Source organism: Streptomyces sp. NPDC006529 (assembly GCF_040611795.1).
GTDB lineage: Bacteria > Actinomycetota > Actinomycetes > Streptomycetales > Streptomycetaceae > Streptomyces.
In genome coordinates this window covers 41,563-55,057 of record NZ_JBEXPB010000021.1, presented here as the reverse complement: position 1 = coordinate 55,057, position 13,495 = coordinate 41,563, and the positions used below count along the sequence as shown (strand labels likewise).

12 protein-coding genes are annotated in these 13,495 nt (G+C 70.8%); 2 read left to right on the top strand and 10 right to left on the bottom strand.

The genetic code is table 11. The features are described from left to right. Positions 1–207: 207 nt before the first annotated feature. The 4 genes from ABZY31_RS16900 to ABZY31_RS16885 form a co-directional block, all read right to left on the bottom strand. Positions 208–612 carry a hypothetical protein gene (locus ABZY31_RS16900; protein ID WP_356410758.1) on the bottom strand — a complete coding sequence of 135 codons (405 nt, stop codon included), beginning with the start codon at positions 610–612 and terminating at the stop codon, positions 208–210. A gap of 124 nt (positions 613–736) precedes the next feature. Beyond that, entirely contained in the window at positions 737–1,843 is a 1,107-nt protein-coding gene (proB, locus tag ABZY31_RS16895; protein WP_356410755.1) for a glutamate 5-kinase, read from the bottom strand. 98 nt (positions 1,844–1,941) lie between these two features. After that, complete coding sequence (locus tag ABZY31_RS16890) at positions 1,942–2,388, bottom strand: GtrA family protein (RefSeq protein WP_356410631.1); 447 nt, start codon at positions 2,386–2,388, stop codon at positions 1,942–1,944. Beyond that, positions 2,385–3,374: a glycosyltransferase family 2 protein gene (locus tag ABZY31_RS16885; RefSeq protein ID WP_356410628.1), complete on the bottom strand. Its 990-nt coding sequence runs from the start codon at positions 3,372–3,374 to the stop codon at positions 2,385–2,387. The genes ABZY31_RS16890 and ABZY31_RS16885 overlap by 4 nt, the downstream gene beginning before the upstream one ends. A gap of 182 nt (positions 3,375–3,556) precedes the next feature. On the opposite strand from ABZY31_RS16885, the gene ABZY31_RS16880 reads away from it, so the two are divergent. Beyond that, entirely contained in the window at positions 3,557–6,427 is a 2,871-nt protein-coding gene (locus tag ABZY31_RS16880; RefSeq protein ID WP_356410625.1) for a bifunctional glycosyltransferase family 2 protein/CDP-glycerol:glycerophosphate glycerophosphotransferase, read from the top strand. Further along, positions 6,424–7,605 carry a glycosyltransferase gene (locus ABZY31_RS16875; protein WP_356410623.1) on the top strand — a complete coding sequence of 394 codons (1,182 nt, stop codon included), beginning with the start codon at positions 6,424–6,426 and terminating at the stop codon, positions 7,603–7,605. Before ABZY31_RS16880 ends, ABZY31_RS16875 begins: the two co-directional genes overlap by 4 nt. An 81-nt stretch (positions 7,606–7,686) precedes the next feature. Here ABZY31_RS16875 and galE read toward each other — a convergent pair whose 3' ends face one another. The 6 genes from galE to ABZY31_RS16845 form a co-directional block, all read right to left on the bottom strand. After that, positions 7,687–8,667 carry a UDP-glucose 4-epimerase GalE gene (gene galE, locus ABZY31_RS16870; RefSeq protein ID WP_356410621.1) on the bottom strand — a complete coding sequence of 327 codons (981 nt, stop codon included), beginning with the start codon at positions 8,665–8,667 and terminating at the stop codon, positions 7,687–7,689. Positions 8,668–8,683: 16 nt separating this feature from the next. Continuing rightward, positions 8,684–10,303: a glycosyltransferase family 2 protein gene (locus ABZY31_RS16865; protein WP_356410619.1), complete on the bottom strand. Its 1,620-nt coding sequence runs from the start codon at positions 10,301–10,303 to the stop codon at positions 8,684–8,686. A 120-nt stretch (positions 10,304–10,423) separates the two neighbouring features. Continuing rightward, positions 10,424–11,881 (bottom strand): GTPase ObgE, encoded by a 1,458-nt coding sequence (gene obgE, locus ABZY31_RS16860; RefSeq protein WP_356410616.1) that lies wholly within the window; start codon positions 11,879–11,881, stop codon positions 10,424–10,426. 178 nt (positions 11,882–12,059) lie between these two features. Beyond that, positions 12,060–12,314, bottom strand: coding sequence for a 50S ribosomal protein L27 (rpmA, locus tag ABZY31_RS16855; RefSeq protein WP_069920265.1), 255 nt, complete (start codon positions 12,312–12,314; stop codon positions 12,060–12,062). 13 nt (positions 12,315–12,327) lie between these two features. Then, positions 12,328–12,648 (bottom strand): 50S ribosomal protein L21, encoded by a 321-nt coding sequence (rplU, locus tag ABZY31_RS16850; RefSeq protein ID WP_330330369.1) that lies wholly within the window; start codon positions 12,646–12,648, stop codon positions 12,328–12,330. Between the two features lie 211 nt (positions 12,649–12,859). Further along, a complete protein-coding gene (locus ABZY31_RS16845; RefSeq protein WP_356410613.1) occupies positions 12,860–13,306 on the bottom strand; it encodes a hypothetical protein in 447 nt (148 codons plus the stop codon). Between the last annotated feature and the right edge of the window lie 189 nt (positions 13,307–13,495).

Sequence of the window (13,495 nt, the reverse complement as noted above, 5' to 3'; positions counted from 1 at the left end):
CAAACGCCGGACGGGCTCGATGTGCGCCGGGCTCCGCCCGCACCCGCGCCTCAAACGCCGGACGGCTTGAGGTACGGCCGGCGGGACCGGAAGCCGCTCCGGGGCGCTTGGGGTACGGCCGGCGGGACTGGGAGCGGCCCAGGGGCTCCGCCCGACCACAGTCCTCAAACGCCGGACGGGCTCTCTATGGCCCGTCACCGCGGCGGGTCAGTACGGGTGGACGCCCACCGGGTGGGCCGGGGGTGGGCCGTAGCCCTCGGCCACGCGTTGGTGGTAGGTCGCGCGGTCGATGACCTCCAGGCCGACGATCTCCCAGGCGGGGAGCTTCGCCGAGGAGCGGTGCTCGCCCCACAGCCGCAGGGCCACGGCGGCCGCGTCGTGGAGGTCGCGGGCCTCCTCCCAGTACCGGATCTCGGCGTGGTCGTCGGCGTACCGGCTGGTCAGCAGGAAGGGATGGTCGTGGGCCAGCTGTTCCAGGCCGCGCCGGACCTCGGACAGCGGGACCGGCTTGCCGGAGACGCTCAGGGTGATGTGCCACAGCCGCGAGTCGTCCCGCTCGTCGCCGCGCCCGGAGCCCGCTCCGTCGCAGTCGCCCGAGCCGACGCTGGTCAGCGCTCGTCTCACCAGCCGCCTCCTGTCTGCCCGCTCCGCGTGTCCGCCCCTCACAGTTGACCAGTCGCCGACCGGCCGCGCGGGGGTTTTGCCCAACATCGCCTCCCGCGGGCCCGGTCCGGCTTCAGTCCTGGAGCAGCACCAGGTCGTCCCGGTGGACGACCTCCCGCTCGTACGCGGGCCCCAGTTCGCGCGCGAGTTCCTTCGTGGAGCGGCCCAGCAGCAGGGGCAGTTCCTTGGCGTCGAAGTTGACGAGGCCCCGGGCGACGGCGCGGCCGCGCGCGTCCCGCAGCTCGACCGGGTCCCCCGCGATGAAGTCGCCGCCGAACGAGGCGATGCCCGCGGGCAGCAGCGAGCTGCCGCGCTCGGTGACCGCGCGGACCGCGCCGTCGTCCAGGACCAGGTGCCCCTGGGGCGCGGAGGCGTGCTGGAGCCACAGGAGGCGGTCGGTGGAACGGCGGCCGGTGGCGTGGAAGTGGGTGCCGGTGCCGCCGCCCGCGAGGGCGTCGGCGGCCTGGCTGGCGGAGGTCAGGACCACCGGGATGCCGGCCGCGGCGGCGATCCGCGCGGCCTCGACCTTGGTGACCATGCCGCCGGTGCCGACGCCCGCCTTGCCCGCGCTGCCGATGGAGACGTGCGCGATGTCCTCGGGGCCGCGGACCTCGTCGATGCGGCTGGTGCCGGGGAGGGCGGGGTCGCCGTCGTAGAGCCCGTCGACGTCGGAGAGCAGCACCAGCAGTTCGGCGCGGACCAGGTGGGCGACGAGGGCGGCCAGCCGGTCGTTGTCGCCGAAGCGGATCTCGTCGGTGGCGACGGTGTCGTTCTCGTTGACGACGGGCAGGGCGCCCATCGCGAGCAGCTGGTCCAGGGTGCGGTAGGCGTTGCGGTAGTGCGCGCGCCGGCTGGTGTCGTCGGTGGTCAGCAGCACCTGGCCGACGCGGACGCCGTAGCGGGCGAAGGAGGCGGTGTAGCGGGCGACGAGCAGGCCCTGGCCGACGCTGGCCGCGGCCTGCTGGCGGGCCAGGTCCTTGGGGCGGCGGCGCAGTCCGAGCGGGGAGAGCCCGGCGGCGATCGCGCCGCTGGAGACCAGCACGATCTCCTTCTCGCCGCCGCTGCGGGCCTTGGCGAGGACGTCGACCAGGGCGTCCACCCGGTCGGCGTCGAGCCCGCCCGCCGCGGTGGTGAGCGAGGAGGAGCCGACCTTGACCACGATCCTGCGGGCGTCGGCCACGCCCTGCCTTGCCGCCGCTGACACGTCTGTCCCCTTGCCCCTCGCCCGATGTACGGGCCTCAATCTACGGGGTGCCCTCCCGGGCGTGCCCGCCGGTTTCAGACCGTGGACGCGGGCGATGCCTTGGGCGGCTGCGGGTCGGCGGCGTCCTGGTCGGCGGCCGCCGCGGGGCCCGTCCCGGGGATCAGGATGCGCCGCGAGATCACGTAGGTGAAGGGGATCGCGATGACCGCGGCGACGAGCGGGGCGATCTTCTCGTTCATCCCGGCCCAGTCCACCAGGAGCAGCAGGCCCACGGACTGGATCACGTAGTTGGTGATGTTCGTCAGCGGGAAGAGCAGGAACTTCTTCCAGGTGGGCTTGGTGCGGTAGGTGAAGTAGGTGTTCATGAAGAACGAGCCGACCATCGCCAGTACGAAGGCCAGCGAGTAGGCGGCGAAGTACGGCATGTACGGGTGCAGCAGCAGGTACAGCACGAAGAAGGTGCCGGTGTTCACGCCGCCGACGAGGCCGAAGCGGACGATCTGGCCGAGCTGGCTCCTCATCGGGCGTCCTGCTCCGTGGGGAGCGCGGTGGGCCGCAGCGTGCGGGGCGGCGGTTCCACGGCGACGCCGTGCGCTTCCTTGACGAGGAAGTGCGGGCGGCGCTTGGTCTCGTAGTAGATGCGCCCGATGTACTCGCCGATCAGGCCCAGCATGATCATCTGGACCCCGCCGATGCCGACGATGATGGCGACCAGCGTGACGTAACCGGGTGAGTCGATGCCGTTCGTGATCGCCATGACGGTGATCCACAGGGCGTACAGGGCCGTCAGGGCGACCAGCGACACGCCCGCCCAGATCCCGATCCGCAGCGGCCGGTTGTTGAAGGAGATCAGGCCGTCCATGCCGTAGTTCAGCAGGGACCCCAGCTTCCACTTCGTCTCGCCCGCCTCGCGCTGCGCATTGCGGTAGTCGAAGTGGACGGTGTCGAAGCCGATCCAGGAGAAGAGGCCCTTGGAGAAGCGGTTGTACTCGGGCAGTGAGAGCAGCGCGTCCACGGCGGGGCGGGACAGCAGCCGGAAGTCGCCGACCCCGTCGGCCAGCTCCACGTCGACCCAGCGGTTGATCCCGCGGTAGTAGAGCCGGCTCAGGGCGCTGCGCAGCTTCTTGTCGCCCTCGCGGGTGCGCCGGGCGATGATCTGGTCGTGGCCGTTGCGGTAGTGGTCGAGCATGGTCGCGATGAGGTCCGGCGGGTGCTGGAGGTCCGCGTCCATGATCACGACGGCGTCGCCGGTGGTCTCGCGCAGGCCCGCGAGCATGCCGGCCTCCTTGCCGAAGTTGCGGCTGAAGGAGACGTACCGGGTCCGCTCGCCGTGCTCGGCGGCGATCTTCCGGAGCTTGGCGAGGGTGCCGTCGCGGCTGCCGTCGTCGACGTAGCAGACCTCGTACTCGACGGGGAGGGCGTCCAGGACCCTGCGGATCTCGGTGTCGAAGCTGTCGATCACCGCTTCTTCGTTGTAGCAGGGAACCACTACGGACAGCTTCGTCATGAACACTTCCTGCTGGATCCGAACGGGTGATCGTCAGCGGCCGGACCCGACGCTCACCTCTTCCTCAGAAGTATGCACGCCGCCGGACGGCCTGCCTGAGGTGACTGCGGTACACGGTAGCTTTGAACTGGTGGGGGTCCCTCCGGACGGAGTCCGGAGGCGGAAGGAACAACAAGATCGAGGTGCACGTGCCTGACGTCTCCGTGGTCGTCATCGTCTACAACGACGCAGAGCGTCTGCCGACTGCCGTGCGGTCGGTTCTCAACCAGACTCTCAACGGGGTCGAAGTCGTGATCGTGGACGACTGCAGCAAGGACGGGTCCTTCGAGGTGGCCCAGGAACTGGAGGCGGCCCATCCGGGCCGGATCCGGGCGTTCCAGCTCCCCGAGAACAGCGGCGGCTGCGGCGCTCCCCGCAACCACGGGATCGGGCAGGCCACCGGTACCTACGTCATGTTCCTGGACAGCGACGACGTCCTGGAACCCAACGCCTGCCGCAACATGCTCGACGCCGCCGAGCGGACCGGCTCCGACCTGGTCTCCGGCATGTGCGTCCGGGTCCACCTGGACAACCGGTTCGGCAAGACGACCGAGTGGTACCCCTGGATCTACTCCCGCACCCGCACGCTGGAGTCGATCACCGAGTACCCGGACCTGCTGGTCTACGACACCCTCTCGACCAACAAGTGCTACCGCCGCGCGTTCCTGCTGGAGCAGGGCCTGGAGTTCCCCGTCGGGATCCACTACGAGGACCTGCTCTTCTCGGCCCAGGCGTACGTCGCGGCCCGGCGGATCACGCTGATCCCCAACCAGGTCTACTTCTGGAACGTGCTGGAGAACACGGCCGCCAAGTCGATCAGCAACCGGCGCCACGAGATCGCGAACTTCGTCCACCGGATGGAGATCCACCGCCGGGTCGACGAGCTCCTCGCGAGCAAGGGCCACGACGAGATCAAGTCGGCCAAGGACGCCAAGTTCCTCAAGCACGACCTGGTGCTGCACCTGCGCGACCTGCGGCTGCTGGACGACGACTACCGCCAGGAGTTCGCCCGCCTGGCCAACGGCTACCTGGCGGGCATCGACCCGGCCGCCTACGAGCACGTCACCGCGCTCCAGGCGATCTGCGCGTACCTGCTCGGCAAGGAGGACTGGGACAACCTGCTCTCCGCCGCCGACGCCATGACGAACAAGGGGCGGCTGTCCTCCCCGCTCGCCGAGCGCGACGGGCGCGTCTACTGGTGCGCCGAGCACCTCGACGACGCCGAGGGCCGCCGGATACTGGACGTCACCGACCAGGGCTTCCACACCACGCCGCTGACCTCCCTCATCCTGGGCAACCGGCTCACCTCCTACGAGGACGACGGCCGCGGCACGGTCACCGTGGCGGGCTCCGTCGTGAACCCGCTCGGCCGGATCGCGCCCGACGCGGAGCTGAGCGCCGAGCTGGAGTTCCGGGCCCGGCGGCAGATCGGGGTGCGGTCCTTCCGCTTTCCGGTGGCAACCGTGCGCCACGCGGGTGACACGATCGAGTGGACCGCGACGGCCGACATCGGCTCGACGGTGCGCCCGCTCGGCATCATCGACGCCGTCTGGGACGTCCGGCTCAAGATGAAGGCGGGCGGGGACCGCCTCTCCACCCGCGTCTCCGTCGGCGACGTGGACCTGGAGTCGGCCGCCGCCCTGCGCGTGCGCCCGCGGCTGACCCGGCTGGTCTCCGACCGCTTCGAGCCGGAGATCACCAAGAAGGGCAACCTCTCCTACGTCCTGACCGCCGAGGGCGCCGCCGCCGTCCGCACCCAGAACCTGATCAACAACGCCATACACGGCAAGGCCGCCGGCGTCGTCAAGCGGGGACTGCGCAAGGCACTGCGGGCCCGCCGCAACATCGGGTCCGGCGAGCAGAAGGTGAAGGTCTACCACGAGGTCTTCTCCAAGCTGCCCGTCAAGAAGGGCACGGTCGTCTTCGAGAGCCACATGGGCAAGCAGTACAGCGACAGCCCCAAGGCGATCTACGAGGAGATGGTCCGCCAGGGCATCGCCTTCGAGGCGGTGTGGTCCTACGCGGGCGCCCGCCCGACCGGCTTCCCCAAGGAGGCGACCCTGGTCAAGCGCTGGAGCTGGCCCTACCTGCGCGCGCTCGCCCAGGCCGAGTACTGGATCGACAACCAGGGCTTCCCGCTCGCGCTCGCCAAGCGCCCGGGGACGACGTACATCCAGACCTGGCACGGCTCCGCGCTCAAGCGGATGGGCTTCCACGAGCCGCGCACCAAGGCGCAGGGACGCGCCGGGCAGGCCAAGTTCCAGAAGGCGGTGGACCGTTTCGACCACTTCCTGATCCGCTCGGAGCACGACGCCCGCACCCTCGCCAAGGGCTTCCGGCTGCGCGACGAGGTCCTGCTGCGCACCGGCTACCCGCGCAACGACGCGCTGGTCGCGGTGCACCGCGCCGAGACGGACAGCGGGGAGCGGGTGCGCGGTCCGCTCGCCGCGGAGCTGGGCATCGACCCGGAGAAGAAGGTGCTGCTGTACGCGCCGACCTTCCGGGCGAACGCGGACGGCGCGGTGGAGGGCTTCGCCTTCCCCTTCGACGTGGAGGAGTTCGCCGACCGCCTCGGCGACCGCTTCACGCTGCTCGTGCGCACGCACTACCTCAACAGCGTGTCGCTGCCGCCGTCGGTGGCGGGCCGGGTGATCGACGTGTCCCGCAGGCACGACATCACGCCCCTGCTGGAACTGGCGGATGCGCTGATCACCGACTACTCCTCGGTGATGTTCGACTACGCCGTCCTGGACCGGCCGATGCTCTTCTTCGCCTACGACTACGAGAAGTACTCGACGGACATCCGCGGCACGTACTTCGACCTGAAGGAGAAGGCCCCCGGCCCGGTCGTGGCCACGGCCGACGAACTCCTCCAGGCGTTGGGCGCCTTCGAAGAGGCCGACACCAAGTACGCGGAGGCGCGCGCGCGTTTCCTCGCCGAGTTCGGCGAGTACGACCGCGGGGACGCGGCCCGTCAGATCGTCGAGAAGTTCTTCACCAGGGGTGGCAAGTGAGCCAGCAGAGCGACGGGTCGCCGACGGCCGGCGGCCGGGACGTCTTCATCGTCTCCAACAGCGTGGACGAGCTGGGCGGGGTGACGACCTGGTCGCACCAGATGGCCGGGCTCCTCACCGACCGCGGCCACCGGGTGCACGTCATCGGCATCGCCCCGGTCGCCGAGGAGATCCGCCAGCGGCTCCCGGCGGACCTGCCGTACGACACGACCACCCTGTACGACGCCCACCCGCCCGCCGCCCGCCGGCTGCACGGCATCAAGGGGCGCCTCAACGCGCCCGAGCGGCGCCGCCAGGCGGCCCGCCGGGCCGGGATGCGGGCGAAGGCCGAGCAGCTGAGCGCGATGTTCCAGGCGGCCCGCCCCGGCGCGGTCGTCATCGTCACCCAGGTCTGGGCGATGGAGTGGGTGGCGCTCAGCGACACCAAGCGGCTCAGTGTCATCGGGATGAGCCACGAGTCCTTCGAGGCCAGCCACAAGTGCACCCGCGCGGCCCGCGTCCGGCGCCACTACCGCGACGTCGACCGGCTGCTGGTGCTGACGCCCGAGGACGCGGACCTCTGGATCCGCTCCGGGATGCAGAACGTCTCCAGCATGCCGAACCCGCTGCCCTTCATGCCGGACTCCCCCGCCCCGCGCACCGGGAAGGTCGTCGCCAGCGTCGGCCGCCTCGCCGACGAGAAGGGCGTCGACCTGCTCCTCGACGCCTGGGCGGACGCCGTCCCGCACCACCCGGACTGGACCCTGCGGATCTACGGCGCGGGCGTGGACGCGCAGATGCTGCGCGAGCGCTGCACCTCGCTCGGCCTGGACGACTCGGTCGAGTGGATGGGCAGCACGGACGACGTGCTGGGCGCCCTGCGCGGGGCCTCGGTGTTCGCCCAGGCCTCGCGGGCCGAGGGGTTCCCGATCACCCTGCTGGAGGCGATGGCGGCGGGCGTGCCCTGCGCCGCCTTCGACTGCGCGCCGGGCGTGCGGGCGATCGTCAGCCACGGCGAGGACGGGCTGCTCGCGCGGCTCGGCAACACCATGGAACTGGCCGGGCACCTGCGCGTCCTGATGGCGGACAAGGAGCTGCGCGACCGGATGGGCGACGCGGCCTTCCAGAGCGTGCGCCGCTATTCGAGCGCGGAGATCACCGACCGCTGGGAGCGGCTGTTCGCGTTCCTGGAACGCTGACCGGCCCGTACGTACGAAGCCGCCCGCCCCGGTACCGGTACCGGGGCGGGCGGCTTCGTACGTGGCGGTGCGGCGCCCCGGTCAGCGGCCGCGGTGGGCTTCCCAGCCCGCCCACGCCGAGGTGATCATCTCGCGGACGTCGTGGCGGGCCTTCCAGCCCAGCTCGGCCGAGATCCGGTCGGCCGAGGCCACGACCTTGGCCGGGTCGCCGGGGCGGCGCGGGGCGACGACCGGGGCGATGTCGTGCCCGGTGTGCTCGTTCATCAGCCGGACCATCTCCCGTACGGAGACGCCCTCGCCGCGCCCGATGTTGACGGTCAGGTCCCCGTACTCGCCCCGCGCGGAGCGTTCGACGAGCTTGCGTGCGGCCACGAGGTGGGCCTCGGCCAGGTCCTCGACGTGGATGTAGTCGCGGATGCAGGTGCCGTCCGGGGTCGGGTAGTCGTCGCCGAAGATCAGCGCGCCCTCGCCGGCGTCGTAGCGCTCGAAGACCATCGGGACCAGGTTGTAGACGCCGGTGTCGGCGAGTTCGGGGGTGGCCGCGCCCGCCACGTTGAAGTAGCGCAGGCACGCCGTGGAGATGCCGTGGGCCCGGCCCGCCGCGCGGACCAGCCACTCCCCGGCCAGCTTGGTCTCGCCGTACGGGCTCAGCGGCGCGCACGGGGTCTCCTCGGTGACGAGGTCCACGTCGGGCATGCCGTACACGGAGGCCGAGGAGGAGAAGAGGACGTTGCGGATCCCGGCGGCGGCGACCGCCTCCAGGAGGACCACGAGCCCCTGTACGTTCTCGTGGTAGTAGTACGCCGGCTTCTCGACGGACTCGCCGACCTGCTTCTTGCCCGCCAGGTGCACCACGCCGGTGATGTCGTACTGCTGGAAGGCCTCGTCGAGGACGAGACGGTCCAGGACGGACCCGATCACCAGCGGAACGCCCTCCGGGACGCGGTCGGCGTTGCCCGTGGAGAGGTCGTCGAGGACGACGACCTCCTCACCGGCGAGCAGCATCGCGCGGACGACGTGTGCGCCGATGTAACCGGCGCCTCCGGTGATCAGAAACGTCATGCGGTTCTCCCGAGCTCTAGCGCGGCCGACGGCCCGGACGGGCCCGGCCGAGGCGGTTGCGTACGAAGGTGGCGGCGCCCTCCGCGCCGGGTGCGAGCCGCAGCGCCAGCGATCCCGCGGCGGTGCGGTAGGGCTGCGTCAGCAGAACACCGTACCGGCCGCTGAGCAGGGCCCGGCGCCGCAGCAGGTCGCCCAGCGGGCGCAGGGCGGTGAGCAGGGAGCTGCCGTCGGCGCAGTCGACGCTCACCCGGACGTCCCACGCCTGGATCCCGCGCAGACCGCGACGGCGGCCGGTCGCGGCGAGCGCGGCGAGCCGGAAGGGCAGCTCGGCGCTCCAGCCGTCCGCGCCGTCGGGGCGCAGGGCGACCGCCTGGACGACGACCGGTTCGCCGCCCGCGCGCGGTACGAAGCGCAGCTGGGCGGTGCGGGGCGGGGCCTCGGCCAGGCGCCCGTACAGGTCGTGGACACGCAGGGTGAGACGTGCGCCGCCGCCCGCCGGTTCCGCGTCGACGGTCACGGGCAGCTCGGCGACGGGCAGCTCGGCCAGTCCGTCGAGCACGGCGGGGGTCTCCTCGCTCCACACCGGGACCCCGTCGGCGTTCCGGGCGTACGGGGGCAGCAGCCGGGGCGGCTCGGCGGCGAAGCGCATCAGGCGCCGCACGTCGGCGGGCGGCGCCGGGGCGGCGCGCAGCACGCGCACGATCCAGCGGGCCCGGGCCCCGGCCGCCTCGACGGCGGCCTCGTCGAAGCCGGCGACGTAGTCCCGCGTCAGGGTCCACCAGGCTGCCTGGTAGCCGGGGTCGGTGCCCAGCTCCCGCAGGTACATCCGCAGGTCGTACTCCAGGAACTTGACCTGGCAGGCGAGGCCGAGCGCCGGATCGGCGGCGGTGAGCACGGCGGCCGCGGCCGCGTGGGCCTGGACCCGCGCCGCCCAGTTGCCCACGTCCTTGCGGTCCAGGGAGATCGACACCCGGGCCGCGGCGCGGCGCACGTGCCAGACGTAGACCAGCTCGGGGACGACGGCGATGCGCGGGGCGGCGGCCAGCACGCGGGCGGTGAAGACGAAGTCCTCGTAGACGAAGCGGCCGTCGGGGAAGCGGATCCCGTGCTTGTCGAGGAAGGACCGCTCGTACAGCTTGTTGACGCACAGGGTGTCGCGGACCAGGCCGGGCCGGTCCGCGGGCCGCTCGATCACCTCGCCGGGGGTGTGCAGCCCGGGCATCCAGGGCACGTCGTGCCCCTGCGGCAGCTCGCGCCGCACGCACGCGCCGACGGTGACGGGCGCCCGGTGCTCCTCGGCTCCGCGCACCAGCGCCGCGGCGGCCCCCGGGGGGAGCACGTCGTCGCTGTCGAGGAAGAGGACGTACGGCTCGGTCGCGGCCGCGATCCCGTCGTTGCGGGGCGTGCCGCAGCCCCCGCTGTTCTCCGTGCGGTGCACGACCTTCAGGCGCGGGTGGACGGCGGCCAGCTCGTCGAGCACCCTGGCGGTGCCGTCGGTGGAGGCGTCGTCGACGGCGATGACCTCGCCCACCACGGGGCCCTGGGCGAGGGCCGAGGTGACGGCTTCGCCCACGAGCGCGGCGTCGTTGTAGGCGATCACCACGACGGAGACGCGGGGAGTGTTGGTGCTGCTCACCCCAGGATCCTATGGGACGTCCGGGGAGGGGTGGCCGGTACCGGCGCACTCCGTGCGAAAGCCCCCGCAAAGGTCCCGGACGGGACCCCGGCGGGGGCTTTCAACGCACGCGGGCCTCGGTCAGGCGCCGGTCTGGTTCTGGCGGAACGCGTCGTACTCCTGCTGCGCCGTGTCGCCGCGCTCGGCTTCCTTGTCGCGGCGGCGGGTCGCGGCCGGACGCGGGGCCTCCAGGCGGTGGTCCTCGCCGCGGCGGCCCAGCATCTCGGCGCCGGCCATCATGGTCGGCTCCCAGTCGAAGACGACCGCGTTCTCGTCGGAGCCGATCGCGACGCCGTCACCGGCGCGGGCGCCGGCCTTGCGCAGCCCGTCCTCGACGCCGAGGCGGTTGAGGCGGTCGGCGAGGTAGCCGACGGCTTCGTCGTTGTTGAAGTCGGTCTGGCGGACCCAGCGCTCGGGCTTCTCGCCGCGGACCTTGTAGACGTCCTCGACCTCGTCGTAGGTGATGGTGAACCCGGAGTCGTCCACGGCCTTCGGCCGGATGACGACGCGGGTCGCCTCTTCCTTCGGCTTGCGGGCGCGGGCCTTCGCGATGACCTCGGCGAGGAAGAAGGACAGCTCCTTCAGGCCGGTGCGGGCGACCGCGGAGACCTCGAAGACCTTGTAGCCGCGGGCCTCCAGGTCCGGGCGGACCATCTCGGCGAGGTCCTGGCCGTCGGGGATGTCGACCTTGTTCAGGACGACGAGGCGCGGACGCTTCTCCAGGCCGCCGCCGTAGAGCTTCAGCTCGTTCTCGATGGCGTCGAGGTCGGCGAGCGGGTCGCGGTCACTCTCCAGGGTGGCGGTGTCCAGCACGTGCACGAGGATCGAGCAGCGCTCGACGTGGCGCAGGAACTCCAGGCCGAGGCCGCGGCCCTGGCTGGCGCCCGGGATCAGGCCCGGGACGTCGGCGATCGTGTAGACCGTCGAGCCCGCGGTGACCACGCCGAGGTTGGGGACCAGGGTGGTGAAGGGGTAGTCGGCGATCTTCGGCTTGGCCGCGGAGAGCACCGAGATGAGCGAGGACTTGCCCGCGCTCGGGAAGCCGACGAGCGCCACGTCGGCGACGGTCTTCAGCTCCAGGATGACGTCGCCGCCGGTGCCGGGAACGCCGAGTAGGGCGAAGCCGGGCGCCTTGCGGCGGGCCGAGGACAGCGCGGCGTTGCCGAGGCCGCCGCGGCCGCCTTCGGCAGCGACGTAGGTGGTGCCCTGGCCGACGAGGTCGGCGAGGACGTTGCCCTCCTTGTCGAGGACGACGGTGCCGTCCGGGACGGGCAGGATCAGGTCCTGGCCGTCCTTGCCGGAACGGTTGTCGCCCGCGCCGGGCTGGCCGTTGGTGGCCTTGCGGTGGGGACTGTGGTGGTAGTCGAGCAGGGTGGTGACCGCCTGCTCCACCACGAGGATGACGTCACCGCCACGGCCGCCGTTGCCGCCGTCGGGGCCGCCGAGCGGCTTGAACTTCTCCCGGTGTACGGAGGCGCAGCCGTGGCCCCCGTTACCCGCGGCGACATGCAGCTCGACGCGGTCCACGAAGGTGGTCATGGTTGTTCCTCCAGATACAGCGGGAATATCCCGGAAAGCCCGGGGGGTAGGCCTTGCTACCCATTAAACGTGTCTATGTGACAACGCGCCGAGGGCGGACCTCTCTTCCCGGCTTTCACCGGAAAGAGCTGAGATCCGCCCTCGGGAAGTTACGTACGCGAGACCAGCAGGAGCTGGATCAGGCGGCCGGAACGATGTTGACGACCTTGCGGCCGCGGTGGGTGCCGAACTCGACGGCACCGGCCTGCAGCGCGAACAGCGTGTCGTCGCCGCCACGGCCGACGCCCGCACCCGGGTGGAAGTGCGTGCCGCGCTGGCGGACGAGGATCTCACCAGCGGAAACGACCTGACCGCCGAAGCGCTTCACGCCGAGCCGCTGGGCATTGGAGTCGCGCCCGTTCCGGGTGGAAGATGCGCCCTTCTTGTGTGCCATGTCTCAGTCCCTCTTACTTCGCAGCCGCGGGGATACCGGTGACCTTGATCGCCGTGTACTGCTGGCGGTGACCCTGGCGACGGCGGTAGCCGGTCTTGTTCTTGTACCGCAGGATGTCGATCTTGGCGCCCTTGTGGTGATCCACAATCTCGGCCGTGACCTTGATGCCGGCCAGGACCCACGGGTCGCTGGTCACGGCTTCGCCGTCGACGACGAGCAGGGTCGAGAGCTCGACCGTGTCGCCAACCTTGGCAGTGGGAATCTTGTCAACTTCAACGATGTCGCCGACAGCAACCTTGTGCTGGCGACCACCGCTGCGCACGATGGCGTACACGCGGATCTCTCTCTCACTCGAAGGGAACCCCTGAAGCCAGCCGGCCACCGCGGGAACCCGCAGGCCGGCCTCCCCCGTACCGCGAGGCGGTACGGGAGGTGAGGTGCTCAGTGGATGGCGCGTCCACAGACACGCCAGCGACCTAGGTTACGGGGCCCGGTTTGAGAGGTCAAACCGGGGGTGAGGAGCGCAGCCGCGAGCCTCCGCGGAGCTACTTCACCCCGGAGGAGAAAGTCACGATGGGCCCGTCCTCGGAATGCACGACTCCGACATCGAAAGCCCGACCGGGGAATTCCACGCACAGTGCGGCTCGCCATGCTCGCGCAATACTCTCAGCCACATAGTTCAACGCCCGTACATCCTCGTCCACATCGCGCGATTCGACCAGCTGCCATACTCGCACCCGATTGAGCGTTGCCTCAAGTCTCCGAACATCACCTGAGAGGTTCTCACGCCAGAGAGCGAAATTCGACTCCTCGTATACACGATCCCACAACACGCATCCTTGCACCTCGACAAACCTGGGCCAGAAGATACGGGAAAACGCCGCCAGCAGCGCCAGATCTCCATTTCCCTTCACATAATCGACGTAGTCGAGACCCCCTCCCCACTCATCCGCCCAGGATTTAATTTTAGGGTATTCCGTCGGGTCATACATTGAAACTCCTCGGCATCGCACCCTCGGGGGCTAACACCATGAGATATCTCGCACAGATGAACTCGTATCTCTGGCGCGGCGAACGCGTAGGTGCCCGCCACGGACTGACGGGCACCTACGATCATCACTTTATCCGGTGCGGGCCTCTCTGAAGAGGCGGTTAACAACTCCAGTTACGCCAGGGCATGC

Excerpts from the sequence above, each read along its gene's own strand:
- ABZY31_RS16890 (WP_356410631.1), bottom strand. The coding sequence starts at position 2,388 with ATGAGGAGCCAGCTCGGCCAGATCGTCCGCTTCGGCCTCGTCGGCGGC.
- ABZY31_RS16885 (WP_356410628.1), bottom strand. The coding sequence starts at position 3,374 with ATGACGAAGCTGTCCGTAGTGGTTCCCTGCTACAACGAAGAAGCGGTG.
- galE (WP_356410621.1), bottom strand. The coding sequence starts at position 8,667 with ATGACGTTTCTGATCACCGGAGGCGCCGGTTACATCGGCGCACACGTC.
- obgE (WP_356410616.1), bottom strand. The coding sequence starts at position 11,881 with ATGACCACCTTCGTGGACCGCGTCGAGCTGCATGTCGCCGCGGGTAAC.
- rpmA (WP_069920265.1), bottom strand. The coding sequence starts at position 12,314 with ATGGCACACAAGAAGGGCGCATCTTCCACCCGGAACGGGCGCGACTCC.
- ABZY31_RS16845 (WP_356410613.1), bottom strand. The coding sequence starts at position 13,306 with ATGTATGACCCGACGGAATACCCTAAAATTAAATCCTGGGCGGATGAG.